Raw genomic sequence first — 26,831 nt, forward strand, 5'->3', positions numbered from 1 at the left:
TTTCAAGCTTGAAATTTTAGGCTTGAAATAAATATCTCCCTGTGGTTCGCTGAGCATACCACAGCAGGGGAGGTTCGTATGCGGATTGCTTGTCTGGGCGGGGGACCTGCCGGTCTCTATTTCGCCATCTCGATGAAACTGCGAGACCCATCCCACGAGATCGACGTGATCGAGCGCAACCGCGCCGACGATACGTTCGGTTGGGGCGTGGTGCTCTCCGATGAGACCCTTCAGAACCTTGCGGTGAACGACGCCGTCAGCGCCAAGGCCATCGGCGAGAATTTCGCTTATTGGGACGACATCGCCCTTCATATGCGTGGAGAACGTCTCGTCTCCACCGGGCATGGTTTCTGCGGTATCGGTCGCATGAAATTGCTGCTGCTCCTTCAGGAGCGCGCCCGCGAGCTCGGCATCAACCTGAAGTTCGAAACCGAAGTCGACAGCGCCGAGGATTATCGCAAGGACTACGATCTCGTGGTGGCCAGCGACGGTCTGAATTCCAAGACCCGCACGCTCTATCAGGACACGTTCAAACCTGATATCGATCAGCGCCTTTGCCAGTTCGTCTGGCTCGGCACGCATCAGAAATTTGCCGATGCCTTCACCTTCATCTTCGAGGAAACCGAACACGGCTGGGTCTGGGCGCACGCCTACCAGTTCGACGATGAAACGGCGACCTTCATCGTGGAGTGCACGCAGGAAACCTTTGACGCTTTCGGCTTTGGCGAAATGAGCCAGGAAGACAGCATCCGGACCTGCGAGGAAATCTTCAAGGATCACCTTGGCGGCCATCCGCTGATGACCAACGCCAAGCATATCCGGGGCTCCGCCTGGATCCGCTTCCCGCGTGTTCTGTGCGAGAAGTGGAGCCACGAGAATGTGGTTCTGCTCGGCGATGCTGCCGCAACGGCGCATTTTTCCATCGGTTCCGGCACCAAGCTTGCCTTTGAATCGGCAATTGCGCTCGCCGAATACCTGCACACCGAAGCGGATATGGCCGCTGCTTTCAAGCGCTACGAGGAAGACCGGCGCCTGGAGGTGCTGCGTCTGCAGTCCGCAGCGCGCAATTCGCTGGAATGGTTCGAACACGTCGAGCGTTATCTCCATCTCGATCCGGTCCAGTTCAACTATTCCATGCTGACCCGTTCCCAGCGCATCAGCCACGAGAACCTGCGTCTGCGGGATCCGAAATGGTTGGAATCTGCCGAGCGCTGGTTCATGAACCAGGCCGGCGTTTCTCCGAATTCTCCTGTGCGCGCACCCATGTTCACGCCGTTCAAACTGCGCGAGATGGAGTTGAAGAACCGCATCGTCGTCTCGCCGATGGCGCAGTACAAGGCCGTTGATGGTTCGCCGACCGACTGGCACATGGTCCATTACGCCGAGCGTGCCAAGGGCGGGGCAGGTCTCGTCTTTGTCGAAATGACCTGCGTCAGTGCCGAGGGGCGGATCACACCAGGCTGTCCGGGGCTCTATGCGCCTGAACACGAGGCGGCCTGGAAACGGTTGACCGATTTCGTGCATGCCGAAACAGATGCCAAGATCTGTTGCCAGATCGGCCATTCCGGCCGCAAGGGCTCCACGCGGATCGGTTGGGAAGGCATGGACAAGCCGCTTCACGACGGCAACTGGGAACTTGTTTCCGCGTCCGCGATCCCCTGGTCAGACGGCAATGCCGTGCCGCGCGAGATCACACTTGCCGAGATGGACGCGATCAAGGCGGAGTTCGTTGCCGCAGCCGAAATGGCTGAGCGCGCCGGCTTCGACATGATCGAGCTTCATGCGGCTCATGGCTACCTGCTGTCGTCTTTCATTTCGCCGGTGTCCAACGCACGGACGGACGAATACGGCGGGTCATTGGATAACCGCATGCGCTGGCCATTGGAGGTCTTCAACGCCATGCGCGCTGTCTGGCCTGATCACAAGCCGATGTCTGTTCGAATTTCTGCCTGCGACTGGGTGGGCGAGGAAGGCATCACGCCGGACGACGCGGTCGAGATAGCTCGCCGGTTCCGTGATGCCGGCGTCGACCTGGTCGACGTCTCCGCGGGTCAGACCACACCGAAGGCGCGTCCGGTCTATGGCCGCATGTTCCAAACGCCGTTCTCCGACCGTATCCGCAACGAGGGCGGGCTGCCGACCATGGCTGTCGGCAACATCTACGAGGCAGACCACGCCAACTCGATCCTGATGGCGGGCCGGGCGGATCTTGTTGCCGTCGGCCGTCCGCATCTGGCGGATCCGTATTGGACGCTGCATGAAGCAGCCAAGATCGGTGACCGGAACGCCACCGACTGGCCGTTGCCGTATCTCGCGGGCCGCGACCAGATGTGGCGTCTGGCCGATCGGGAAGCGGAGATGTTGAAGGTATGAGTGTCGCTTGCCGCCATATCCTTGTTACCGGTGGCGGCAGTGGCGTCGGTGCCGCCTGTGCCCACCTCTTCGCTGAAAAAGGCGCAAAGGTCACTATTCTCGGCAGGACGGAAGCAAGCCTTGCCGAACAGAAGCTGCCGTACCAGGTATGCGATGTAACCGATGCGCAGGCTGTCCAGGCAGCCGTTGCTGCCGCCCGGACGGTCAATGGTCCGGTTGATGTCGTGGTCGCCAACGCAGGGGCTGCCAGCAGCAAACCCTTTGCCCGCACCACGGCGGAAGACTTTCAGGCCATGCTGGCGGTCAATCTCTTCGGCGTGTCGAATGTCTGGCAGGCCGTTTTGCCGGACATGAAGGCGAGCGGCTGGGGCAGGATGATCGCAATAGCTTCCACCGCCGGGCTGCGGGGTTATCCCTATGTAAGCGCTTATAGCGCCGCCAAACATGCTGTCGTCGGGCTGACGCGCTCGCTGGCGCGGGAACTGGCCAGAACCGGCATCACCGTCAATGCGATTTGCCCCGGCTTCATCGAGACGCCGATGCTGCATCGCTCCATCGACACGATTGTCGAAAAGACCGGCATGAGCCGGGAAGCCGCGACTGACAGCCTGAAAGCGGACAATCCACAGGGACGCTTCATCCAGGTGTCGGAAGTGGCCGAAGCTGCGCTTTATCTGTGTTCTGATGGCGCGGTGTCCATCAACGGTCACGCGCTGACACTTTCGGGAGGAGAGCTGTGATGGCGGAAACCGCAGCGAAACAGGAAGCCCTGTCCAAGACGCGTTTGCGCCTGTGGCTGAAGCTGTTGAAATCCGTCAATGGCATTGAAGCCGAAATCCGCCGGAACCTGCGTGACCAGCATGGCACGACGCTGCCGCGGTTCGACGTCATGTCGGCGCTCGCCCGCTTTCCCGACGGATTGAAAATGTCGGAATTGTCTACGTTCCTGAAGGTGTCGAACGGCAATGTCACCGGCATTGTCGACAAGCTGACCGAGGAAGGTCTGGCCCTGCGTGTCGCCGTTCCAGGTGACCGGCGAGCCCAGGTGGCCCGGCTGACGCCGAAGGGCAGAGCCGCCTTCGAGGAACTTGCAACCCATCACGAAACCTGGATCGACGGGCTGCTGGACGGCTGGTCGGCGGAAGATATCGCGGCGCTTTCGAGCCGCCTCGATCTGGTCCTGAAACGTCAAAGCCAAGAGGAGAGCGGCAATGCGAAGTGACGTGACGCATTTCAAGTGTGAGATCGCGAACGGCATTGCGCGGATCGCGCTCGACCGCCCTGAACGCAAGAACCCGCTGACGTTCGAAAGCTACGCCGAGCTGCGCGACTGGTTCAGGGATCTCGTTTATTCGGACGATGTCCATGCAGTGGTGATCCTGCCGAACGGCGGCAACTTCAGCTCCGGTGGCGACGTGCATGATATCATCGGTCCGCTGACGAAGATGAACATGAAGGAACTTCTGGCCTTCACCCGCATGACCGGTGATCTGGTGAAAGCCATGCTCAACTGCGGCAAGCCGATCATATCCGCGGTCGACGGCATTTGCGCCGGTGCTGGTGCCATCATGGCCATGGCGTCCGATCTGCGCGTTGCGACACCGGAAGCCAAGGTTGCCTTCCTGTTCAACAAGGTCGGCCTTGCCGGCTGCGACATGGGTGCTTGCGCGATCCTGCCACGTATCATCGGGCAGGGCCGTGCGGCGGAGCTGCTTTATCTCGGCCGCTCGATGAAGGCCGAGGAAGGTCATGTGTGGGGGTTCTTCAACGCGGTGGTGCCGGCGGGTGAGCTGGACCAGACGGCCATGGACATGGCCGGCCGTATTGTTGCCGGACCGACCTTCTCCAACTCCATGACCAAGACCATGCTGGCGCAGGAGTGGTCCATGGGCCTGGATCAGGCCATCGAGGCGGAAGCCCAGGCTCAGGCAATCTGTATGCAGGGCAACGACTTCCGCCGGGCTTACGAAGCCTTCGTGAAAAAAGAAAAGCCGGTGTTCGAGGGCGACTGATGTCGGATAAATCTTTCCTCCACTGGCCGTTTTTCGAAGAAAAGCACTGGCGTCTCGCTGAAGAACTGGAGATCTGGGCAGGATCGCATCTGGCTCATGTTGACCATTCGGACACGGACGCAGCCTGCCGTCATCTGGTGACAGCGCTCGGTGCTGCAGGCTTCCTGCAGCACAGCGGTGCCCCGGACGGCAAGCTGGATGTGCGCAGCCTCTGCCTCATTCGCGAAACGCTGGCCCGCCATGACGGCCTGGCGGATTTTGCCTTTGCCATGCAAGGCCTCGGAACCGGTGCAATTTCCCTGTTCGGAACGGACGAGCAGAAAGCCGAGTGGCTTCCGCGGACGCGCACCGGCAAGGCGATCTCCGCCTTCGCATTGACCGAACCTCAGTCCGGTTCCGACGTTGCCAATTCGACCATGACCGCCACCGACGATGGTGATGCCTATGTGCTCGACGGCGAAAAGACCTGGATTTCCAATGGTGGTATCGCCGACGTCTACACGCTTTTTGCAAGAACCGGCGAAGCACCCGGCGCAAAGGGTTTGTCGGCCTTCATCGTGACGCCTGACCTTGAAGGTTTCGAGGTTGTCGAACGCCTGGAAACAATTGCGCCCCATCCGCTTGCCACACTGCGTTTCACCGGCTGCCGCATTCCGAAAAAGAACATGATCGGCACGCCGGGTGCAGGGTTCAGGATTGCGATGTCTGTCCTGGACATTTTCCGCTCGACCGTCGCCGCCGCCGCCCTGGGCTTTGCCCGCCGGGCGCTGGATGAAGCGCTTTCACGGGTGACGACACGCGAAATCCAGGGTTCTCCGCTGTTCGATCTGCAGCTGGTGCAGGGGCATATTGCGGACATGGCGCTGGATGTCGATGCCGCTGCCCTGCTGATTTACCGTGCCGCCTGGACCAAGGACAGCGGTGCCCCTCGCGTGACGCGAGAAGCCGCCATGGCAAAACTCTTTGCCACCGACCAGGCACAGAAGGTCATCGACAAGGCTGTGCAGCTTCATGGTGGCGATGGTGTTCGCTCGGGCATGCAGGTCGAAAGGCTCTATCGCGAAATCCGTGCCTTGCGCATCTACGAGGGTGCGTCGGACGTTCAGAAGATCATCATCGCGCGCCAGACCCTTGGCGCCTTTCAGGGAGACTGATCCATGCTTGGTCCCTCCGCACACGTCGATACCTTTACCCGGGACAACCTGCCGCCGGAAGACAGCTGGCCCGATTTCCTGCTCGATGGGTTTCAGTATCCCGAACGTCTCAATGCAGGCGTTGAGCTTACCGACAGGATGGTGGAACAGGGACTGGGGGATCACACCGCCCTGATCGGGAATGGCCGCCGCCGAACCTACAAGGAACTTGCGGACTGGACCAACCGGCTGGCGCATGCACTCACCGAAGATCTTGGTGTGAAGCCGGGCAACCGGGTGCTTATCCGTTCCGCCAACAACCCGGCAATGGTCGCCTGCTGGCTCGCCGCAACCAAGGCCGGTGCCGTTGTCGTCAACACGATGCCCATGCTGCGCGCGGGCGAACTTTCCAAGATCGTCGACAAGGCGGAAATCGAATTCGCACTGTGCGACACGCGTCTCATGGACGAGATGGTCGCCTGTGCCAAGACATCATCCTTCCTGAAGAAGGTGATCGGCTTCGACGGCACGTCAAACCATGATGCGGAGCTTGACCGGCTCGCGCTGGAAAAATCCGTGCTCTATGACGCTGTCCCGACCGGACGCGATGACGTCGCCCTGCTGGGCTTCACGTCCGGCTCCACGGGCACGCCCAAGGCCACGATGCACTTCCACCGGGATTTGCTGATCATTGCCGACGGCTATGCCAAGGAAGTTCTGGGTGTCACACCGGACGATGTCTTCGTCGGCTCACCACCCTTGGCCTTCACTTTCGGTCTTGGGGGGCTTGCAATCTTCCCGCTGCGGTTCGGCGCAGCAGCCACGCTACTGGAAAGCGCGACGCCGCCGAACATGATCGAGATCATCGAGAAATATAAGGCGACCGTCTGCTTCACCGCACCGACCGCCTATCGCGTGATGCTGCAGGCCATGGAGGAGGGGGCTGACCTTTCCTCGCTGCGCGCCGCGGTCTCCGCCGGTGAAACTCTGCCGGGTCCCGTTTATGACGCCTGGATGGCCAAAACCGGCAAGCCCATGCTGGACGGGATCGGCGCTACGGAGATGTTGCATATCTTCATTTCCAACCGCTTCGATGACCACAAGCCTGCCTGCACCGGAAAACCCGTTTCCGGATACGAAGTCAGGATCCTCGATCAGGACGGCAAGGACGTCGCTCCAGGTGAAGTGGGGCGTCTTGCAGTGCGCGGTCCCACCGGATGTCGCTATCTGGCGGACGATCGCCAGGGGCAATACGTGATCGATGGCTGGAACATCACCGGTGATAGCTTTTCCATGAGCGAGGACGGCCATCTGCACTTTGCCGCCCGCAATGACGACATGATCATCTCCGCCGGCTACAACATTGCAGGCCCGGAAGTGGAAGCGGCACTGCTTGCGCACCCTGCTGTCCAGGAATGTGCCGTCATCGGTGCGCCAGATGAGGAGCGCGGTTCCATCGTGCAGGCTCATGTGGTTCTTGCTGCTGGGCACGAAGCCTCAGACGACCTTTCCAAGGCATTGAAAGATCACGTTAAAGCGACGATCGCGCCATACAAGTATCCACGCTCGATCATCTTCGCAGACGCCTTGCCGAAAACAGAAACCGGCAAGATCCAGCGCTTCCGGCTGCGTCCGGACGCCTGACCAGACCCTCGCGTGGGGCACGCGGGACACTAAAACGACAAGCCCCTTGCTGACCGTGCCGCAAAAACGAAGCACGGCGGTCCAAACTAAAAAAACGAATGGGAATAGCAGGTCACAAGACCAAGAGGAGCAGCATATGAAATTTGTAACAATGGCGGCCGCAGCCGCTCTCGCACTCGGCCTTTCCAGCGCCAACGCGGAACCGGTGAAGGTCGGCATGATTACCACTCTGTCTGGTGGTGGTGCAGGCCTTGGCATCGATGTGCGCGATGGCTTCATGCTGGCTGTTAAGCAGGCCGGCAACTCGGATCTGGAAGTGGTGATCGAGGACGATCAGCAGAAGCCGGACATCGCCGTGCAGCTGGCCGACAAGATGATCCAGTCGGAAAAGGTGGACGTCCTGACCGGTATCATCTGGTCGAACCTCGCCATGGCCGTGGTGCCGTCCGCAACCGCGCAGGGCAAGTTCTACCTGTCGCCGAACGCAGGCCCCTCCGCGCTGGCCGGCAAGGGCTGCCACCCGAACTATTTCAACGTCGCCTGGCAGAACGACAACCTGCATGAAGCTGCCGGCGCCTATGCCAATTTCGAAGGCCTGAAGAACAGCTTCCTGCTTGCGCCGAACTACCCGGCCGGCAAGGACGCGCTGACCGGCTACAAGCGCATGTACAAGGGCGAGTTCGCGGGCGAAATCTACACCAAGCTGGGTCAGACCGACTACGCGGCTGAAATCGCGCAGATCCGTGCCTCCGGTGCAGACAGTGTCTATTTCTTCCTGCCGGGCGGCATGGGGATCTCCTTCCTGAAGCAGTACAAGGACTCCGGTGTCGACCTGCCGGTAATTGGACCTGCTTTCTCCTTTGATCAGGGCATTCTGCAGGCCGTTGGCGATGCGGCGCTCGGTGTCAAGAACACCAGCCAGTGGAGCAAGGACATCGACTCCCCGGCCAACAAGGCCTTTGTTGAGAGCTTCCAGGCCGAGTACGGCCGCCTGCCGTCGCTTTACGCTTCGCAGGGCTTCGATACCGCCAATCTGCTGCTGTCGGCCATGGCCAAGGCGGACATGAAGGATGCTGACGCGTTCCGCGCGGCGCTGGAAGAAGCTGATTTCGCTTCCACTCGTGGTGGCTTCAAGTTCGGTCCGAACCATCACCCGATCCAGGACATCTACGTCCGCGAAGTCATCAAGGAAGGTGACGTCTACACCAACAAGATCATCGGCAAGGCCTTGACCAGCCATGCGGATGCCTACTGGTCCGAGTGCAACATGTAAGGTATTGACCCAAAAGCCGGTGCGGGAAACCGCGCCGGCCAAAGGGGCGGGGTACTCATGTCACTGATATTGCTCATAGAGCAGGTTCTGAACGGCCTGCAATTCGGCATCATGCTGTTTCTGATGGCCGCCGGGCTGACCTTGATCTTCGGCGTCATGGGTTTGATCAACCTTGCCCATGGTTCGCTTTACATGATCGGGGCGTTCTGCGCGGCGGCTGTTGCGGCTGCAACCGGATCGTTTCTGCTGGGCCTCGTGGCGGCACTTGCCGGTGCTGCCATCGCGGGCGCCTTGGTCGAGTTGGTGGTCATCCGCCGGCTTTACGCCAAGGATCATCTGGATCAGGTGCTGGCGACATTTGCGCTGATCCTGATCTTCTCCGAAGGAACGCGCTGGATCTTCGGTTCCTTTCCGCTGTTTCTCGACGTGCCGGAATTCCTGTCCGGTCCGGTCACGTTGCCGGGCGGCATCGAATATCCTCTCTACCGGCTGACGTTGATTGCCGTCGGCCTTGCCGTGGCGCTTGGTCTCTGGATGCTGATTTCCAGAACGCGTCTCGGTGTGCAGATCAGGGCAGGGGAAAATGACCGCGAGATGATCGCGGCCCTCGGCATCGACATTGCGCGGCTCTACACCATCGTCTTCGCGCTTGGCGCCGCTCTGGCAGGTCTTGCCGGCGCCCTGGTGGGTGCCATCCAGTCGGTGCAGGTCGGCATGGGGGAACCGGTGTTGATCCTGGCTTTCGTCGTCATCGTCATCGGCGGCATCGGCTCCATCAAGGGCGCGCTTGTGGGCGCTATCCTGGTCGGATTGACCGATACGCTCGGTGGCATCTTCCTGCCGGAGATCCTGAAGCTGTTCCTCGATCCGTCGACAGCCACGTCCGTCGGATCCTCGCTCGCCTCCATGGCGATCTATATCCTCATGGCTGCGGTGCTGATCCTGCGTCCTGCCGGTCTGTTCGGAGCGCGCGCATGATCCGGGAACGCTATCTCAATGCGCTGACGCTGGCGCTCTTCGTCGCGATCCCTTTTTGGGCGATCTCGGCGGAAGAACCCTTCACCATTACGCTGATGACGCGTGCCGTCGTCTTTGCGATCGCGGCCGTTGGCCTCAACATCGCGCTCGGCCTTGGCGGGCTGGTCAGTCTCGGTCACGCGGTCTTCTTCGGCCTCGGCGGTTATGCCATGGGTATCCTCGCCTACCATGCCCAGAACTATACCGCGCTCACCGAGTGGCCATTCCTGATCGAAGGCACGAAGTCCATGCCGGTGATCTGGCTTGTGGCCGTCGTGGTGTCTTCCCTGGCTGCGCTGGTGATCGGGATCCTGTCCTTGAGAACGGCAGGGGTCTACTTCATCATGATCACGCTGGCCTTTGGCCAGATGTTCTTCTTCTTTGCCATTTCCTGGGCGGAATATGGCGGAGAGGACGGACTGTCGATCTATGTCCGCAACGGGTTTCCGGGGCTCAATACGCTGGACCCAATCCAGTTCTACGGGCTTTGCCTGGGGCTTTTGTGCCTTGTGCTGCTGTTTGCATGGCGGCTGTCGGGGTCTCCCTTTGGTCTTGCTCTCAATGCTGCCCGGCAGGTTCCCGTTCGTGTGGAGACCGCAGGTCTGGACCCGGTGCGGCTGAAGCTCGTTGCCTTCGTTGTGTCCGGCGCCATCACGGGTCTCGCGGGGGCATTGTTTGCCGACCTCAACCGTTTCGTCAGTCCGACGATGTTCAGCTGGCAGACCAGTGGCGAGATCATGATCTTCATCATCATCGGTGGGGTCGGACGGCTTTTCGGGCCTGTGGTCGGCGCGCTGGTCTTTGTTGCGCTGGAGCACTGGCTCGGAGCCTTGAGCGACTTCTGGCACATCTACCTGGGGCTGTTGCTTCTGGTCATCGTGCTCTTCGGCAAGGGCGGTGTGATCGGCATGATTTGCGGACGGGAGGCTGTTCATGACTGATGCTGTCCTGCAAACAAACGGCATTTCCAAGAGCTTTGGTGCCTTGCGAGCCAGCCGTGATATTTCCATCGACCTGAAGCCTGGCGAGATCCACGCGATCATCGGTCCCAATGGTGCCGGCAAGTCCACCCTGATCGGGCAGATTTGCGGAACACTGCGGCCTGATGCCGGGTCGGTTCGCCTGCTGGGCAGGGACGTGACGCATCAACCGACACGCGCCCGTGCGCGTGCCGGCCTTGGGCGTACCTTCCAGATCTCCTCGCTGGCCATGGAAGATACGGTTCTCCAGAACGTTCTGCTCGGGGCACTGGGCGCCAGCGGTCGGCCCTGGAGGTTCTTCTCCAACGTGACCCGGGACACCTCCTTGCGTGAAACCGCCGAAGAAGCGCTCGCCCGTGTCGGCCTGTTGGACCAGGCCCGCATGCGCACGGCGGAGCTCAGTCACGGACAGCGCCGTCAGCTGGAAGTGGCCGTTGCGCTGACGCAGAAACCAAAGGCGCTTGTCATGGATGAACCCATGGCAGGCATGGGCTCTGAAGGCTCGAAGCTGCTCACCGGTTTTCTCGATCAGCTCCGGCACGAAGCGCCGATCCTTCTCGTCGAACACGACATGGACGCGGTCTTTTCGCTGGCAGACCGTATCAGTGTGCTGGTGTACGGCGAGGTGATTGCCACCGGCACGGTCGATGAAATCCGGTCCAACGCCGCCGTCAAGGAAGCTTACCTGGGAGACGAAGCATGAGCAGTCTTCTGACACTGTCCAACGTGACGGCCTCCTATGGCGCCAGCCAGGCACTTTTCGGCGTGGATCTGGAAATCGACGAGGGCGAAGTGCTGGCACTGCTCGGCCGTAACGGCATGGGCAAGTCGACCACGGTCAAATGCATTTGCCGGATGCTCTCCGCGCAAGGCTCGCTGACATTTGCCGGTCATGACCTTGCCCGCCTGCCGAGCCACAAGGCTGCCCGGTTGGGACTGGGCCTTGTTCCGGAAGGTCGTCGCTGTTTCAGCACCTTGAGCGTTCAGGAAAACCTGATCGCGGCGGCACGGCGCGGCGACTGGACCTTCGAACGCGTCATCGGCATGTTTCCGCGGCTTGGTGAACGGCGCGGCCAGCGGGCGGGTTCGCTGTCGGGTGGCGAACAGCAGATGCTCGCCATTGGCCGAGCCCTGATGACCAACCCGAAGCTGCTGATCCTGGACGAAGCGACCGAAGGTCTGGCCCCTGTCATCCGTCAGGAAATCTGGGCCGTGATCCGTCAGTTGAAGGCGGAAACGGGGCTCGCGATCCTCGTCATCGACAAGTCGATCAAGGAACTGCGCCAGGTTTGCGACCGGGCGACGATCCTGGAGCGCGGCACATCCGTCTGGACTGGCGGTATTGATGCTCTGACCGACGACGTCACTGCCAAGTACATCGGAGTTTGAGTGATGTTCCGGTTCGAGCAACCCATCTTGTTCAAGCATTGCGATCCGGCGGGGATTGTCTTCTATCCCCGCTATTTCGAGATGATGAACGATTGTGTCGAAGCCTTTTTCGACAAGGTCGTCGAATGGCCGTTCAAGGACATTCACAAGGTGGGAGCCGTACCGACTGCGGAAATTCGTACGCGTTTCATGGCTCCGAGCAAACTGGGCGATCTTCTGGTGCTCGGCTTGAACGTGACCAAGGTTGGCCGAACCAGTTGCGGCATCGCAATCAGCGCGCAATGCGATGGCGAGGTGCGTTTCCAGACCGAGCTGACCATCGTCAACGTGGACAACAGCGGCAAACCGGAGCCATGGCCGGAACAGGTAAAACAACGATTTCTGGACCAGTCGGCACTCGCTTGAGCGCCGACTGGTTCAACAGGTAGGGAGCGATCAGCCTTGAGAGTTCAATCCAGTCGGATTGATTTTCAGCTGATCCGGAAGACAAGGAAAGTCAGGATCAATGACGGTCAAAAGCATTCAACCCGACGGCTGGGCCCCGGCAAAAGGCTATGCAAACGGCATGTTGACGGAGGGCAAGACGCTCCATATCGGCGGCCAGATCGGCTGGAACAAGGACCAGGTCTTTGAAACCAGTGACTTCGTCGGCCAGATGGAACAGACGCTCGCCAACATTGTGGCCATTGTCGAGGCCGCCGGTGGCGCCGTGACCGATATCGCTCGCCTGACATGGTTCATTACGGACAAACGTGAATATCTTGCCCGGCAGAGAGAAGTCGGTGAAGCCTACCGCCGGGTGATGGGGCGGCATTTCCCGGCCATGTCGGTTGTCGTGGTGGCCGGCCTCATCGAGGACGATGCATTGATCGAAATCGAGGCAACCGCCCAGGTCGGCTGACCCTCAAAACTGTCCTGTTGGAACCATCAGCAGCCCGGCACAGCGTGCCGGGCTTTTTTGCGTTGGCAGCGGGCAATGCAGATCGGATGCCATTCCCGACAGAACGCAAAGGAGAGCCAGGGAAAGGGAACAGACGTTCGCGATGGAGGACTGTGTCTCCAACCGGCTTTCAGGCTCTCCGATCTCGGCGCCCGGCTTGCTCCGCGGAGACGCCGACATGAGGCAGAACGCCATTGTTCCATTCCGGGAGTGGTTGGTGAATCTGAGTTGTATGAAAGAAATCAATGTCTTGGCGTGCTTCATGCTTGGTCCAAAAATTATGTCAGACAAAGTGTTTACAATGTCAGACAAAGTGGTAACGTGAGATGGCAAACAAAGAAGGTCGACATCTGTCCATGCCGGAAAATGCACAACAGCCGAAACCGGAAACGGGGTCTGCAGCAGCGAGTGAGCCGCGGGATGTGCCGCGAGCCCTGATCAGCCTCATCGAGCAGGAAGGCCTCAAGATCGGGGATCGTCTGCCGCCGGAACTGGAGCTAGTGCGCCGTCTCGGCTTTGGCAGGTCGACCATTCGCGAGACACTCAAGACCTGGGAAAGCATGGGTGTCGTCAGCCGCAACAAAGGAGCCGGCACAAGGCTCATCGCGGAAATATCAACCAATACACTGCGCGTGGCCCTCACCATCAAACATGAAGCCGAGAGCCTGTTGCGAATGCAGCAGGTTCGACGGCCTCTGGAAATCGAGTCGGTGCGCATCGCAACGAGATCCGCAACGCCGGAACAGCGCCGCATCATCAATGCCCGGGCGGCGGAACTGATGGCTGTGTTCGAAGCCGGTGAAGACTGGCGCCCGGCCGACCATCGGTTTCACAACGCCGTTCACGATGCGACCGGCAATCCCCTGTTCAGGCAGTTCATCGAACAGATCCAGAAAGCCTTTCACGACATTTACGAAACACCGTTCGGCAAGCCGCATCTCGGCCAGGACACCATCCCGCTGCACCGCCCGCTTGCCGACGCGATCATCGCCGGTGACGAGGACAAGGCAGCGGAACTGACCGAGATGATCATCGATATGGTCTGTGCCGAAACCCAGAAAATTTCAGAGGAACACGATGGCTGACGCTGTGCCGGGTGGATATTCGATCGAGACGCTGCTGGCGGCTGCTGCCGAGACAGGAGGCGCTGTGGCGCCGCCGATCGTGCAGACGTCTCTCTTCACCTTCGACAACTACAAGGCCTTCGAAGACCGGATGGCGGGCCGCTCCAACGAGCCGCTCTATACACGGGTTCAGAACCCCACTGTGGCTGCCTTTGAAAAGCTGATGGCCCAGGCGGAAGAGGGCGAAGCTGCTGTCGGTTTTGCGTCCGGCATGGCAGCGGTCTCCTCCACCGTTCTTGCCTTCGTCAAGCCGGGTGACCGAATTGCCTGCATCGAGCATGTCTATCCGGATGCCTATCGCCTGTTCGAGCGTATGCTGCGCCCGTTCGGCGTCGGGGTTACCTATCATTCAATTGAGGAGTTCCAGTCGGATCCGGATCTGCTCAAGGGCGTGAAGCTCGCCTATCTGGAAAGCCCGACCTCCGTCGTCTTCAAGACGCTGGATCTCGGACTTGTCGCCTCACATGCGAAAAAGCACGGCACGATCACCGTAATCGACAACTCCTGGGCAACACCGCTCTTCCAGCGCCCACTGACCCTCGGCATCGACATCGTTCTGCATTCTGCCTCCAAGTACCTGTCCGGTCATTCCGACACGGTTGCCGGCGTGGTGGTGGCACGCCAGGACCTGATCGACCGGATCCGGGACCTGACCCTGCCGTTGCTCGGCGGCAAGCTTGCCCCGTTCGAGGCTTTTCTGCTGACCCGGGGACTGCGCACCCTCGGCCCGCGCATGCGCCAGCACCAGGCGACCGCGAACCTGTTTGTTGACCGGCTGGCGAGCCACCCGCATGTCAGCGCTGTGCATTCGCCCGGTCCGAACATCGTGCCCGGTCTGACCGGCCGCTCGGGCCTGTTGTCCGTCGCGTTGAACGACAATGTCGACATCCCGAACCTTGCTGACAGCCTGAAGCTGTTCCGCCTTGGCGTCAGCTGGGGTGGTTTCGAAAGCCTGATCCTGCCGACACGCATCGGCCTCAACCAGGCGGGCGAGCAGAATTCAATGCAACGCTTTGGCGTGTCCGACCGGATAGTACGCCTCAGCCTGGGGTTGGAAGACCCCAACGATCTTTGGGCCGACTTCGAGGCGGCTCTGAGCAAAAGCGCCCGGACATAAGACGGCGCAATTCAAACCAAACCTGAAAGAAGCGGAGTTGAACCATGAGGGGACTGATAGGAGCAATTAGCGCATTGGCGTTTCTGGCAGGCTCGGCAGCGAGCGCGGAAACCCTGAAGCTGGTGGAAGTGATCACCAGCCCGGAGCGCACGGAAGTACTGCAGAAGCAAGTGGACGCCTTCGAGGCTGCCAACCCGGGCACGGAAGTTGAAATCGTCTCGCTGCCCTGGGGCCAGGCCTTTGAAAAGCTGGCAACCATGGTGGCCGGTGGCGACATTCCAGATGTCGTTGAAATGCCGGACCGTTGGGCGGGCATCTACAAGGACAGACTGGTCGATCTGAACGACAAGATCGCAGGTTGGGAATATGGTGGCACGCTGACCCAGAAAACTCTGGACATGGGCCGCCAGACCGACGGCAAGACGGCACGGATGATCCCTTACGGCTTCTATCTGCGCGCCATGTTCTACAACAAGAAGCTGCTGGCGGAAGCCGGTGTCGAAAATCCGCCGAGCACGATGGCGGAATTCATGGATGCGGCCAAGGCCGTTTCCGAACTGGACGGAAAATACGGATATTGTCTCCGGGGCGGACCTGGTGGGCTCAACGGCTGGATCATGATGGCCGCCACCATGAACGGGGACAACACCTTCTTTGACGCGGATGGCAAGAGCACGCTCAACCAGCCGGGGTCCGTCGAAGGCATCCAGTTCCTGATCGACATGTACCAGAACGGCTATGCCCCGAAGGATTCCGTCAGCTGGGGCTTCAACGAGATCGTGGCCGGCTTCTATTCGGGAACCTGTGCGTTCCTTGATCAGGACCCGGATGCGCTGATCGCGGTTGCCGAGCGTATGGCGCCGGAAGACTTCGCTGTGGTTCCGATGCCTGTCGGTCCGGCCGGCAAGGCTTTCCCGACCATCGGTTTCGCCGGTTGGGCGATGTTCGACACGACCAGCAACGAAGACCTTTCGTGGAAGCTGATTGCGCATCTGTCCAGCCCGGAAACCAACAAGGAATGGGCAAAGCGCGTTGGCGTCATTCCGATCCATGAAGGTGCAGAGCAGGATCCGTACTTCAAGACCGAGCAGTTCAAGGGCTGGTTCGACACCCTGAACGGCGACCAGTACATCCCGACGGTCATGCCGACCTATCTGGAGCAGTTCGGTTACTTCGCGGACTCCATCGCCCTGGAATCCAGCCAGGAAGCCCTACTGGGTGAAATCTCCGCTCAGGAAGTGGCCGACAAATGGGCCGAGTTCCTGACGGAAGAATATGGCCGCTGGAAAGCCGCGCAATGACCACGATCGACACTGCCGTGCCCGGGAAAAAATCCCGGGCTCGGCCCACCTTCTACGTCCGTTACATGGTGGAGCCTTATCTCTACCTGACCCCGGCAATCGTGCTGATTGCCCTGGTGATGCTGGTGCCGCTGGTGATCGGCGTTTCCTATGCCTTCCAGGCCGTCAACCTGCTGCGCCCGTTCCAGTCGGGCTGGGTTGGCTTCGCCAACTTCGAGGCCCTGTGGTCTGACCGGAAGTTCTGGCTGGCGCTCACCAACACGTTCTGGTGGACGCTCGGGTCGATTTTCTTCCAGTTCTTCCTGGGACTTGGCCTCGCGATGCTGCTGAACACACAGTTCCACGGCAAGCGCATTGTTCAGGCACTGGTCTTTCTGCCCTGGGCCGTACCGACGTTCCTGTCGGCTCTCACCTGGGCCTGGCTCTTCAACCCGACCATCGGACCACTGCCGCACTGGCTGGCCGCTCTAGGGATCCTTTCGGAGCCGTTCAACATCCTGGGTGACAAGGACCTGGCCATGTGGGGACCTGTGACCGCAAACGTCTGGTTCGGCATTCCCTTCTTCGCCATCACGCTGCTGGCTGCGCTGCAGTCCATCCCGGGCGAACTTTACGAGGCTGCGGAAATTGATGGCGCGACCGCCTGGCAGACCTTCACCAAGATCACGCTGCCGTTCCTGGCACCGATGATCGCAATCACCGTCATGCTGAGGACGATCTGGATCGCGAATTTCGCCGATCTCATCTTCGTCATGACCGGCGGCGGACCTGCAAACTCGACGCAGATCCTGTCGACCTACATTTTCACAACAGCCTTCCGGAAACTCGATTTCGGCTATGCCTCCGCAATCGCGGTCGCGCTCCTGGGTCTGCTGCTGATCTATGCGGCAATCCTGCTGGTGCTGCGCCGGAAACTGGTCAAGATCTGAGGTGCTTCGATGAGTGCGCTTCGTAATAGCTCGCCTCTGGCGGTCACGGGAAAATATCTGGCTCTGGCGTTTTACGTCGCCTTTGCGCTTTTCCCGCTCTACTGGCTCGTCAAGATCGCGATCACGCCGGACAAGCTGATCTTCACGGAAGGGACGGCGCTCTTTCCGAGCGAGTTTACCTTCGAGAATTTCCAGACCGTTCTGATCGCAACGGATTTCCTGTCCTATTTCAAGAACAGTGTAATCGTGTCCATTGGCACCGCGGCCATCACCACGGCGATTGCGGCGGCTGCCGGATATGCTTTCTCGCGGTTCGATTTTCGCGGCAAACGGCTGATCATCGCCCTGATGCTGATCACCCAGATGTTTCCGCTTCTGATGATCATTGCCCCGATCTACAAGATCGTTGCAGCGATCGGCCTGCTGAACTCGCTTACCAGCCTGATCATCGTCTACACGGCCTTCAACATTCCCTTCGCCACCTTCCTGATGCAGTCCTTCTTTGACGGCATTCCGAAGGATCTGGAGGAGGCCGGCATGATTGACGGTTGCAGCCGCTTCGAAGCGCTCAGGAAGATCATTCTGCCGCTGACGCTCCCGGGGCTTGGGGCGACGCTAGGCTTCGTCTTTACCGCCGCCTGGAGCGAGCTGCTCTTCGCACTCATGCTGATCAACTCCAACGACACCATGACCTTCCCCGTCGGGCTTCTGACTTTCGTTTCGAAGTTCTCTGTCGACTGGGGGCAGATGATGGCCGCCGGTGTGCTCGCACTGGTGCCGTCCTGCCTGTTCTTCATCTTCATCCAGCGCTATCTGGTCCAGGGGCTTACCTCTGGCGCCGTCAAGGGGTAGGAGACCCAGACCATGGCTCGTATCGAACTCAAGAACATCGCCAAGGCCTATGGCTCCGTCGAGGTTATGCGCGATATCAACCTCTCCATCGATGATGGCGAATTCATCGTGCTGGTCGGCCCGTCCGGCTGCGGCAAGTCCACGCTGCTGCGCATGATCGCCGGCCTGGAACCGATTTCCGGAGGCGACTTCACGGTAGACGGCAAACGCATGAACGAAGTGCCGCCCCGTGACCGCGACATGGCCATGGTATTCCAGTCCTATGCGCTTTATCCGCATATGGATGTGGCACGGAACATGGGCTTCTCGCTGGAAATCCGCAAAGCGGCAAACGAGGAGCGGGTAAGCAAGGTGCAGGAAGCTGCCAGGACACTCGGCCTGAGCAATCTGACTGCACGCCTGCCGAAACAGCTTTCAGGCGGACAGCGCCAGCGTGTCGCCATGGGCCGAGCAATCGTCCGTGATCCCAGCGCCTTCCTGTTCGATGAACCGCTGTCCAATCTCGATGCGGCACTGCGTGTCGAAATGCGCCTGGAAATCGCCCGGCTGCACCAGCGTCTGAAGTCGACGATGATTTATGTGACCCACGACCAGGTGGAAGCCCTGACGCTGGCCGACAGGATCGTGGTCCTGAATGCGGGCGACATCCAGCAGGTGGGCACGCCTCTGGAGCTCTACGACACCCCTGCCAACAAGTTCGTTGCCCAGTTCATCGGGTCTCCGACCATGAACATCCTCGATATCGAACCGAAGGACGGTGGCGTTGCACTGAAGAACGGCGCCAGCCTCGGCCTTGGGTTGAGCAATGGGCAAGCAGCTGCAAGGGAGTTGGGGGTCCGTCCGGAACATCTCAACATCGTCGCCCAAGACGTCGCTCATATTTCCGGAACGGCCGAACTGGTCGAGCATCTGGGCTCGGACACCAACATTCACGCAAGTGTGCCGGGCATCGGTCAGGTCCTGGTGCGCGAGCACGGGCATTTCGCGCTGAAGTCCGGTGATCCGGTCGGCATCGCGCTGGATCTGGACAAGACACATCTGTTCGATGCTGAAGGCCGACGCCTGGCAGCCTGAGTGCGTGGGGAACTCAACCCCACGCTTGCTCAGGCTGATTAAAAAGTGCGCGCACGGTCAGTTGCTGCTGCAGAGGCAGGTTTTGTAGGCGTCCAGGCTGGTGGCATCGAGCGCGCAGCCATATGCCTGCCAATTGACGGGATCGATCTCCGGGGTCGCTGATTGAACGGCATAGAGATCGCTGAACCGCTGGCGCAATGGCTCGTCGTTCTGAAGCGTCTTGGCGAGTGAAGCCCGGCTGGCGGCGGAAAGGTCCGGAACCGCATAGGTGGAGCGGTAGTCATATTCGAGCTGCCAGTCCGGCTTTGCACCGGCGGCGGCAGCTTCGAGGTTCGTCAGATAGAAGGTCGCCGAGTCTTTCACTGCGCCGCTGGTCTTGTCGTATAGAAAGACCGCAAAGGCCGGGTTGTTGCCGAAAACAGGGCTGACCGATGCCGTTATCTGGTTCGCAATCAACGGTTCACCCGAAGCATCATTGATGACAGTGAAGCCGTCCATATGCGTGTGGCCGGAAAACGTGTAGTCGACGGTGCCGGCATATTTGTACATCAGCTCCAGAAAGTCCGTGAGGTAATGCTCGTGCCAGAAGAGGTGGATACTGGCCTCACACGTCTCCTTGTCTGCATGGCGCGCCGTATCGCGAGCATCGGCGCCTGGTGGAACATGCATCAGTAGCTGCGCCTTGCGGCCGGCCTGCTGCGTTTCGGCAAGCTGCTCATCCAGCCAGGCCATGACGTCCTTTCCAGGATCGCCGCCATTGGTATTGCAGGCATCCGAATAGTGTTTTGCCCAATAGACGTTGCTGAGGGCGATGATGTCCTGATCCGGCACCGTTGGATGCGTAACCTTGTAGAAGCCGTCTTGCTTGAACGCCTGGAACCCGCCCGGTTGACGGCTCAGCTTCGCCCACTGTTCGCCGACACCTTCAAGAAATGCACTGTCGGGAGCGAGCTGGTAGTCACCGCAGGCTGAATCTTCGTTGCCCAGAACGCCGTAGACCGGGATGTCGCCGAACGTATCGCCCAGAAGCTGGGAAACATATTGTGCGGTCTTGATGGCAAACGAGGTCACGCCCTGCGGATTGTCGCCCGCTGTCTTCTGGTAGGTGTCATTGAAGTGGTGGCTCAGGTAGTCACCGGTATAGAGCACGTAGTCGTAGGTCATGCCTTGGGCTGCCGCCGCATCCAGGGCGGAGACCATCAGCGAGTAGCTGGCATCATTGCCGTAACTCTTGATGTTTTCGGCAGCTCCCTTGAAAATTGCCGTCCACCCGGAGACTGGGCTCTTGTCCAGTGCCGGCACGAGGGCCGGATCACTGAACGGGTCGAAGTGGATGTCGGTGACGATCAGAAACAGACCCTCGTTCGTACCCGGGTAGAACACCGGTTCCGTGGACTGTGCCTGGGCGCCTGTGAGCGGCAAGGACGCAGCTGCAAGCGTCGCAAAAGCAATGGCTAACCTGTCGAACATTCCGGCCCCCTAGCTGTGCCAAAAATTCCCTTGCGGAATATTGGCACAGTCAAACACGGCACCGGTAAATGGATGTGAACCGCACTTCCGAAAATTGAGCCGATTTGCGCCTACCGGTAGACCAGTGTCGGCAGCCACATCGAAAAGGCCGGAACGAAGGTCAGCAGCAGCAGCACCGTGATCAGCGGGACGAGGAAGGGAGCCGTTGCCGTCACGCATCGCTCGAAAGGCACTTGCGCCACTTTTGAAAGCACGTAAAGCACCATGCCGACCGGGGGCGTCAGAAGGCCGATCATCAGGTTCAGGATCATGATGATCCCGAAATGGACCGGATCAATACCCAGGCCGACGGCCACCGGAAGCAGCACCGGCGTCAGAATGGTGATGGCGGCAATTGTTTCCATGAACAGGCCGATCACCAGCACGATCAGCGTGATGATCAGTAGCAGAACGACCTTGTTGTCCGTCAATGCCACCATCAGCTCGGAAAAATGGCGTGCGGTCTGGTTGGCCGTCAGGATCCAGGCGAAAATCGTGGAAGCGGCCACGATCAGCATGATGGCTGCGGTCGTCTCCACCGTCTCGAAGGAAACCTTGAGGATCTTTCTGAAATTCAGCGTCCGATAGACGCCGACACCCAGAAAAATGCACCAGGCGACGGCAGCGATCGCCGCTTCCGTCGGAGTGAAAATGCCGAACATGATGCCGCCGATGATGATCGTCGGTGTCATGAGGGGAAGCAGGGCGTCGAGAAAGGTCTGGCCAAGCCGTGAAAAGCGGAAATTGAGATCCCGCGGATAATTCCTCTGCCGGGAGTACCAGGCAACCATCACCATCAGGGCCAGTGCCATCATGAGGCCGGGAACGATGCCGGCCATGAAAAGCTGCCCGATGGAAGCGTCCGCGATGACGCCGTAGATAACCAGGGGCAAAGACGGAGGTATGATCGGCCCGATAGTGGAAGAGGCAGCTGTGATGCCGACCGCGAAATCCGTATCGTAGCCACTGTCCCGCATGGCCTTGATCTCGATGTTGCCGAGACCTCCCGCATCCGCCACGGCGGCCCCTGACATGCCGGCAAAGATGACACTCGCGCCGACATTCACGTGACCCAGTCCGCCGTGCATCCAGCCGACCGCCGCGCGGGCGAAGGCGAAGATGCGGGTCGTGATGCCTGCGGAGTTCATCAGGTTGCCGGCAAGGATGAAGAAGGGAACCGCGATGAGCGGAAACGAATTAATGCCGTTGACCATGTTTGCCAGCACGATCATCGGCGGCAGGCCTTCCATCAGCACGAAGGCGAGCGAGGCGAGGGCGAGGGCGGCTGCGACCGGCACCCCGATGATCATCAGGGCGAACAGCAGCATCATCATGAACAGGACGGCCATCGGCGAAAACTCTTCAATCGGTTGGCAGGTGGTCGTCCAGCGAGCGGACGAGGTCTTCGGGGCTTTGGCGAAGGCGGCGCCACAGCCAGATGGCCGAATAGAACGCCATCAGTCCGAGAGCGACGACGCAGATCGTGTAGATCCAAGCCTTCGGGATCGGCAGGGAAATCATCTTCTGCCGGGTTTTCTGGGTCAGTTCGATACCGATCCAGGTCATGGAGGCGAAAAAACCGAGCGTGATTGTCTGCGACAGAACGGTCAGAGCTTTCGCAAGACGCGGTGGCACCATGCGCATCAGAAACTCGAGCGTGATATGCGCACCACGCCGCGTCGCGGTGACTGCGCCAAGAAAGCAGACCAGGATCAGCAGATAACGGGCCACTTCCTCGGTCCACGCGAGGGAATCGTTCAGCACATAGCGAGTGAAGAACTGGAGGAAAACGACAACGGCAAGGACCCAGAAGACCAGAATGCCGGGGGCATCGATCCATTTCAGCGCGCTGAGGTCGGTTTCGGTCTCGTCAAAGTGAAGCAGTTCGGGCGCGCCGTCCGCGCGCCCTTGCTCCGTTTGTGCGGTGGCCTGTTTCGTTTGGTCAGCCACGGCATCGTTGCTTTGCGTCATTGAGCGAGAGCCTGCATCCGCTCGTAGTGTTCCTGGGTATAGGGAACCTTGGATTCATCGGTCAGGATCGGCTCGACAGCAGCCTGGAAAGCAGCCTTGTCGACTTCGTTTATCTGGATGCCCTGATCAACGAACCACTGCACAAGGTCCTGTTCCGACTGATAGATCTCGTCCGCATTCTGGGCGGCGGCTTCCTTCAGAACTGCGTCCACGGTGGCCGCATCGTCCCCCAGCTGCCCCATCGCGTTTTCGGAAACGACGATGATCAGCGAATTGCCGATATGGCCGGTCAGATTGATGTTGGACTGGACCTCGTAGAACTTCTTGAACTTGATCGTCGGCAGAGGGTTTTCCTGGGCGTCGACAACGCCCTGCTGCAACGCCAGATACACTTCGGAAAAGGCGATTGGTGTCGGGTTGGCGCCAACCGCATTCGGGAACAGCACCATCAGCGGCGAATCCGGCACACGGATCTTCAGACCCTTCATGTCGTCCGGTTTTGTGATCGGGAACTTGGATGTCACATGGCGGTAGCCGTACCAGGTGATGGCCATCACCGTGTGACCGGTCGCTTCCTTGTAGCCATTGGAAAGGTCGCTGAAGAGGTCACTGTCCCGGTAGGCCTTCCAGTGATCATAGTTCTTCAGCATGAACGGATAGTCGGAAATGGCGATCGGACCGTAATCGCGTTCGGCGAAGTTGGGCCCGGTATAGATCATGTCGACGGACCCGATGGTCAGGCCTTCGTTGATCTCTGCTTCCTTGCCAAGTGACGAGGCCGGGTAGACCGAGATGGTCACGCGGCCATCCGTTTTTTCCTTGATCTGGTCTGCGGCCCACAGCGCCCATTTGTGGTAGCTGGATCCTTCCTCATAGACATGCGCCCATTTCAGGTCCGCGGCCCAGGACTGTCCAGCCAGGGCAAGTGTCATCGCGGCGGCCAGAAGGCCGCGCTTCATCGTTCTTCCAATCATGTCTGTCCTCCCGTCGGCCGGGGTCGAGCTCCTCCACTCAATCGGCCTATCTTGTATAACTGGTATACAAGTTATTTTACGTATATGACATATTGTAAGAATGCAAACGAATTCGGCTGGTCATCCCTTTGCCGGATTGCTAGTAAACCGGAAAAGAGGGGGAGAAACTGTAGGGATTCGAAGCAGATAGGCTCAATTCAGCTGCATCTTCGAACCTCTTGGTTTCAGGAAAGACGATGGCCGTATCACTGGATGAAACGCCTTCTGCCGGAGGCAAGACGCGCAAGCCGAGAGCGAAAAATGCACCGCCACGCGGTGCAGCTTCCGGGACCGCCAGACGGGCGGCCCGCAACTCGGAAATCGTCTACCAGGACCTGCGTAACGCGATCATAAATGTCACGCTGCCACCCGGTTCGCCGCTCGCGGAAAAAGACCTGACCGAAAAATACGGCATCAGCCGAACGCCGGTTCGCGAGGCGATCTTGCGGCTGGCGGAAGAGAACCTTGTCGACGTTTTCCCGAAGTCCGGCACCTTCGTTGCCAGGATTCCCGTTTCCGAATTGCGCGAAGCCATCGTCGCGAGGAAAGCGCTGGAGGAAGTCTGCGTTCGCGAAGCCACGATGAAGGCGAGCAAGAGCCAGTTGATGGGGCTGCGGGCGATAGTCCAGCGCGAGCAGGAGCTGGCCGACAAAGGCGACGAACAGGCTTTCCACGAGGCAGACAATGCCTTTCATTCCGGTATCGCCGCAGCCAGCGGTTACCCGGGCATCTGGAACATGATCGAGAAGATCAGGCTGCAGGTGGAGCGCTACCGCAGGCTGACGCTGCCGCAGGAAGGCCGGATGCAACTGATCGTCGGCGAACATGCCGCTGTTCTGGAAGCGATCGAAAAGGGCGATGCAGATGCTGCGGTTGCCAATATGAACAACCATCTCAACAAGCTTCAGATCGATATCGGCACCTTTCAGGATCTGTGGCCCGACTATTTCCTGTTCGACAAGGATTAGGCCTGCCCGTTTGTGGCTCTGGCCCGATCGGAAAAGGCGGGCAGTTGGGGCAGGTGGTAACGAGGTGGCGTGAGCCGGCGCGACTGTTGCGCTCCAGGAACGGCAAGTTTTTGGGGCTGTACTGTGGAAGACGCAGCGGCACAGGCGGCATCCGCCATTTCTTTTTCAATCGCAACCATTCAAGTGCGCTGTTGCCCGGGTCGGTTTAGGAAAACGGGTCTGGGTGTGGAGGCCTGTTTCAAGCGGCTGGTTCTTATTTCTTTTAGAAAACAGATTGTTATGCCTGATCTCTGAAGCAGGACCTCGACTGAATAGCTCCCGCGACCGTGCAGGACGGGACTGTGCAGAAACCAGCTCGCAAGAGGGCCAAAGCATGTGTTCCGGCTGGAGTAATGCCAGTTATTTACAAGACAACACCGGACAGGCGGAAATCCGCCGGATTTCGGCGTTTGCTGAACGTGGCGAAACAATACCTCTGAGCCTGAAAGGCTGAAAAAACAAATCCAATATAATACCAATAAGCTGCGTGAATGGGCGATTCGGCCTGTGAAAAATGATTTTCACGATTTCAAACTAATAGGTCGACAAGTGGTATCAAATAGGTATTATATGAAATGAGCGGGAGGGCTGATGCTCTCCGGCGCATATTGTTCTGTATCTGGCGGTAAAACAAAAACGCGAATGGCAACGGAAGGTCCCATTAGGGCCGGCCGCGCCGGGAAGCGGGACGGGCTCCAACGCCGTGAGCGGACAATTTTGAACGTCCAGCAATGGATGGAACTTTTCGGAGGTGTCTTATGAAACGCAATATTCTAGCTCTGGCGATGGCCAGCACTGCGCTCTTTACGTCGACGGCTTTTGCTGAAGATGTCACGCTGACGATCGAAAGCTGGCGCAACGACGATCTGGCGCTGTGGCAGGAAAAGATCATTCCGGCTTTTGAAGCCTCGCATCCGGGCATCAAGGTGAAATTCACCCCGTCCGCACCGACAGAATACAATGCCGTACTGAACTCCAAGCTTGATGCCGGTTCCGCAGGAGACCTGATCACCTGCCGTCCGTTCGACGCCTCGCTGGCGCTTTATGATGCCGGACACCTGGCGGACTTGTCCGACATGGACGCCATGAACAACTTCTCAGACGTTGCCAAGGCTGCCTGGCAGACGGACGACGGTTCGGCAAGTTTCTGCGTGCCGATGGCTGCCGTGATCCACGGCTTCATCTACAACAAGGATGCTTTCAACGAGCTGGGCATCGAAGTCCCGACGACCGAGGAAGAGTTCTTCGCCGCTCTCGACAAGATCAAGGAAGACGGCACCTATATCCCGATGGCCATGGGCACCAATGACCAGTGGGAAGCGGCCACCATGGGCTACAACAACATCGGTCCGAACTACTGGAAGGGTGAGGAAGGCCGCAAGGCTCTGATCGCCGGCGAGCAGAAGCTCACCGACGAGCAGTGGGTTGCCCCTTACGCCACGCTGGCAAAGTGGGCACCTTACCTGGGCGATGGCTATGAGGCCCAGACCTATCCGGACAGCCAGAACATTTTCACGCTTGGCCGTGCAGCGGTCTATCCGGCCGGCAGCTGGGAAATTTCGGGCTTCAACACTCAGGCCGATTTCGAAATGGGCGCTTTCAAGCCGCCGCTCCGCAACGCTGGCGACAAGTGCTACATCTCCGATCATACCGACATCGGCATCGGCATGAACGCCAAGACCGAGCATCCCGAACAGGCAAAGGAATTCCTGGCTTGGGTGGCGTCTCCTGAATTCGCCACCATCTTCGGCAACGCTCTGCCGGGCTTCTTCCCGCTGTCCAAGACGCCGGTTGAACTGGAAGATCCGCTTGCGAAGGAATTCGCCAGCTGGCGCGGCGAGTGCGAAAGCACCATCAGGTCCACCTACCAGATCCTGTCCCGCGGCACGCCGAACCTGGAAAACGAAACCTGGGGCGCATCTGCTGCCGCTATCAAGGGTACGGAAACGCCTGAGGCACTCGGCAAGAAGCTGCAGGACGGTCTGGCGAGCTGGTACGAGCCGCAGAAGTAATCTGCACGAATGACAAACGGTTCCCTGGCGGAGTTCGCATCGTCCGGGAACTCTAGACCTGGACAGGCCTCTATCTGCCCAAGGGAAGTTTGTGTCCCGGGCAAGCCTCTGCCTGCCCAAGGAAAGTCTATATCCCGGGTAGGCTACTGCCTGCCCCAGGG

General features: G+C 59.4%; 25 protein-coding genes. 21 read left to right on the forward strand and 4 right to left on the reverse strand.

The genetic code is table 11. The features are described from left to right. The first annotated feature begins 78 nt into the window (after positions 1-78). From Q666_RS59070 to ugpC, 19 genes are all read left to right on the forward strand, one after another. A complete protein-coding gene (locus Q666_RS59070; RefSeq protein ID WP_022997661.1) occupies positions 79-2,373 on the forward strand; it encodes a bifunctional salicylyl-CoA 5-hydroxylase/oxidoreductase in 2,295 nt (764 codons plus the stop codon). Beyond that, the gene (locus Q666_RS59075) at positions 2,370-3,113 is read left to right on the forward strand and encodes an SDR family oxidoreductase (protein WP_022997660.1); all 744 of its coding nucleotides are present in this window, start codon (positions 2,370-2,372) and stop codon (positions 3,111-3,113) included. Before Q666_RS59070 ends, Q666_RS59075 begins: the two co-directional genes overlap by 4 nt. Then, positions 3,113-3,595: a MarR family transcriptional regulator gene (locus Q666_RS59080; protein ID WP_022997659.1), complete on the forward strand. Its 483-nt coding sequence runs from the start codon at positions 3,113-3,115 to the stop codon at positions 3,593-3,595. Before Q666_RS59075 ends, Q666_RS59080 begins: the two co-directional genes overlap by 1 nt. Then, positions 3,585-4,385 carry an enoyl-CoA hydratase family protein gene (locus tag Q666_RS59085; RefSeq protein ID WP_022997658.1) on the forward strand — a complete coding sequence of 267 codons (801 nt, stop codon included), beginning with the start codon at positions 3,585-3,587 and terminating at the stop codon, positions 4,383-4,385. Before Q666_RS59080 ends, Q666_RS59085 begins: the two co-directional genes overlap by 11 nt. Then, complete coding sequence (locus Q666_RS59090; RefSeq protein WP_022997657.1) at positions 4,385-5,539, forward strand: acyl-CoA dehydrogenase family protein; 1,155 nt, start codon at positions 4,385-4,387, stop codon at positions 5,537-5,539. Before Q666_RS59085 ends, Q666_RS59090 begins: the two co-directional genes overlap by 1 nt. 3 nt (positions 5,540-5,542) lie before the next feature. Continuing rightward, positions 5,543-7,162, forward strand: coding sequence for an AMP-binding protein (locus Q666_RS59095; protein WP_022997656.1), 1,620 nt, complete (start codon positions 5,543-5,545; stop codon positions 7,160-7,162). A 136-nt stretch (positions 7,163-7,298) separates the two neighbouring features. Further along, entirely contained in the window at positions 7,299-8,435 is a 1,137-nt protein-coding gene (locus tag Q666_RS59100; RefSeq protein ID WP_031268045.1) for an ABC transporter substrate-binding protein, read from the forward strand. Between the two features lie 57 nt (positions 8,436-8,492). Further along, complete coding sequence (locus Q666_RS59105) at positions 8,493-9,413, forward strand: branched-chain amino acid ABC transporter permease (protein WP_022997654.1); 921 nt, start codon at positions 8,493-8,495, stop codon at positions 9,411-9,413. Then, a complete protein-coding gene (locus Q666_RS59110; protein ID WP_022997653.1) occupies positions 9,410-10,393 on the forward strand; it encodes a branched-chain amino acid ABC transporter permease in 984 nt (327 codons plus the stop codon). Before Q666_RS59105 ends, Q666_RS59110 begins: the two co-directional genes overlap by 4 nt. Then, entirely contained in the window at positions 10,386-11,135 is a 750-nt protein-coding gene (locus tag Q666_RS59115; protein ID WP_022997652.1) for an ABC transporter ATP-binding protein, read from the forward strand. The genes Q666_RS59110 and Q666_RS59115 overlap by 8 nt, the downstream gene beginning before the upstream one ends. Beyond that, positions 11,132-11,821, forward strand: coding sequence for an ABC transporter ATP-binding protein (locus Q666_RS59120; RefSeq protein WP_022997651.1), 690 nt, complete (start codon positions 11,132-11,134; stop codon positions 11,819-11,821). The genes Q666_RS59115 and Q666_RS59120 overlap by 4 nt, the downstream gene beginning before the upstream one ends. A 3-nt stretch (positions 11,822-11,824) precedes the next feature. Continuing rightward, positions 11,825-12,226 carry a thioesterase family protein gene (locus Q666_RS59125; RefSeq protein WP_022997650.1) on the forward strand — a complete coding sequence of 134 codons (402 nt, stop codon included), beginning with the start codon at positions 11,825-11,827 and terminating at the stop codon, positions 12,224-12,226. Between the two features lie 100 nt (positions 12,227-12,326). Continuing rightward, entirely contained in the window at positions 12,327-12,722 is a 396-nt protein-coding gene (locus tag Q666_RS59130; RefSeq protein WP_022997649.1) for a RidA family protein, read from the forward strand. A 365-nt stretch (positions 12,723-13,087) separates the two neighbouring features. Continuing rightward, positions 13,088-13,846, forward strand: a complete 759-nt coding sequence (locus tag Q666_RS59135) for an FCD domain-containing protein (protein ID WP_022997647.1) — start codon at positions 13,088-13,090, stop codon at positions 13,844-13,846. Then, positions 13,839-15,002 (forward strand): aminotransferase class I/II-fold pyridoxal phosphate-dependent enzyme, encoded by a 1,164-nt coding sequence (locus Q666_RS59140; RefSeq protein ID WP_022997646.1) that lies wholly within the window; start codon positions 13,839-13,841, stop codon positions 15,000-15,002. The genes Q666_RS59135 and Q666_RS59140 overlap by 8 nt, the downstream gene beginning before the upstream one ends. A 44-nt stretch (positions 15,003-15,046) precedes the next feature. After that, positions 15,047-16,303, forward strand: coding sequence for a sugar ABC transporter substrate-binding protein (locus Q666_RS59145; RefSeq protein ID WP_031268042.1), 1,257 nt, complete (start codon positions 15,047-15,049; stop codon positions 16,301-16,303). A gap of 65 nt (positions 16,304-16,368) precedes the next feature. Next, positions 16,369-17,232 (forward strand): sugar ABC transporter permease, encoded by an 864-nt coding sequence (locus Q666_RS59150; protein WP_228148102.1) that lies wholly within the window; start codon positions 16,369-16,371, stop codon positions 17,230-17,232. Positions 17,233-17,241: 9 nt separating this feature from the next. After that, the gene (locus Q666_RS59155; protein ID WP_022997643.1) at positions 17,242-18,084 is read left to right on the forward strand and encodes a carbohydrate ABC transporter permease; all 843 of its coding nucleotides are present in this window, start codon (positions 17,242-17,244) and stop codon (positions 18,082-18,084) included. A gap of 12 nt (positions 18,085-18,096) precedes the next feature. Next, entirely contained in the window at positions 18,097-19,158 is a 1,062-nt protein-coding gene (ugpC, locus tag Q666_RS59160; RefSeq protein ID WP_022997642.1) for a sn-glycerol-3-phosphate ABC transporter ATP-binding protein UgpC, read from the forward strand. 57 nt (positions 19,159-19,215) lie between these two features. On the opposite strand, the gene Q666_RS59165 is transcribed toward ugpC, so the two are convergent. From Q666_RS59165 to Q666_RS59180, 4 genes are all read right to left on the reverse strand, one after another. Further along, positions 19,216-20,628 (reverse strand): metallophosphoesterase, encoded by a 1,413-nt coding sequence (locus Q666_RS59165; protein ID WP_022997641.1) that lies wholly within the window; start codon positions 20,626-20,628, stop codon positions 19,216-19,218. 110 nt (positions 20,629-20,738) lie between these two features. Next, positions 20,739-22,016, reverse strand: a complete 1,278-nt coding sequence (locus Q666_RS59170; protein ID WP_022997640.1) for a TRAP transporter large permease — start codon at positions 22,014-22,016, stop codon at positions 20,739-20,741. Positions 22,017-22,029: 13 nt separating this feature from the next. Next, positions 22,030-22,617, reverse strand: a complete 588-nt coding sequence (locus Q666_RS65220; RefSeq protein ID WP_161633184.1) for a TRAP transporter small permease — start codon at positions 22,615-22,617, stop codon at positions 22,030-22,032. A 17-nt stretch (positions 22,618-22,634) separates the two neighbouring features. Beyond that, positions 22,635-23,612 (reverse strand): sialic acid TRAP transporter substrate-binding protein SiaP, encoded by a 978-nt coding sequence (locus Q666_RS59180; RefSeq protein ID WP_031268038.1) that lies wholly within the window; start codon positions 23,610-23,612, stop codon positions 22,635-22,637. Positions 23,613-23,848: 236 nt separating this feature from the next. On the opposite strand from Q666_RS59180, the gene Q666_RS59185 reads away from it, so the two are divergent. Together Q666_RS59185 and Q666_RS59190 are read left to right on the forward strand one after the other, a co-directional pair. After that, complete coding sequence (locus Q666_RS59185; protein ID WP_022997637.1) at positions 23,849-24,619, forward strand: GntR family transcriptional regulator; 771 nt, start codon at positions 23,849-23,851, stop codon at positions 24,617-24,619. A gap of 797 nt (positions 24,620-25,416) precedes the next feature. Further along, the gene (locus Q666_RS59190; RefSeq protein ID WP_022997635.1) at positions 25,417-26,670 is read left to right on the forward strand and encodes an ABC transporter substrate-binding protein; all 1,254 of its coding nucleotides are present in this window, start codon (positions 25,417-25,419) and stop codon (positions 26,668-26,670) included. The last annotated feature ends 161 nt before the right edge of the window (positions 26,671-26,831 follow it).

The organism is Labrenzia sp. C1B70 (genome assembly GCF_000475395.1).
In the GTDB taxonomy this organism is placed as follows: domain Bacteria; phylum Pseudomonadota; class Alphaproteobacteria; order Rhizobiales; family Stappiaceae; genus Roseibium; species Roseibium algicola.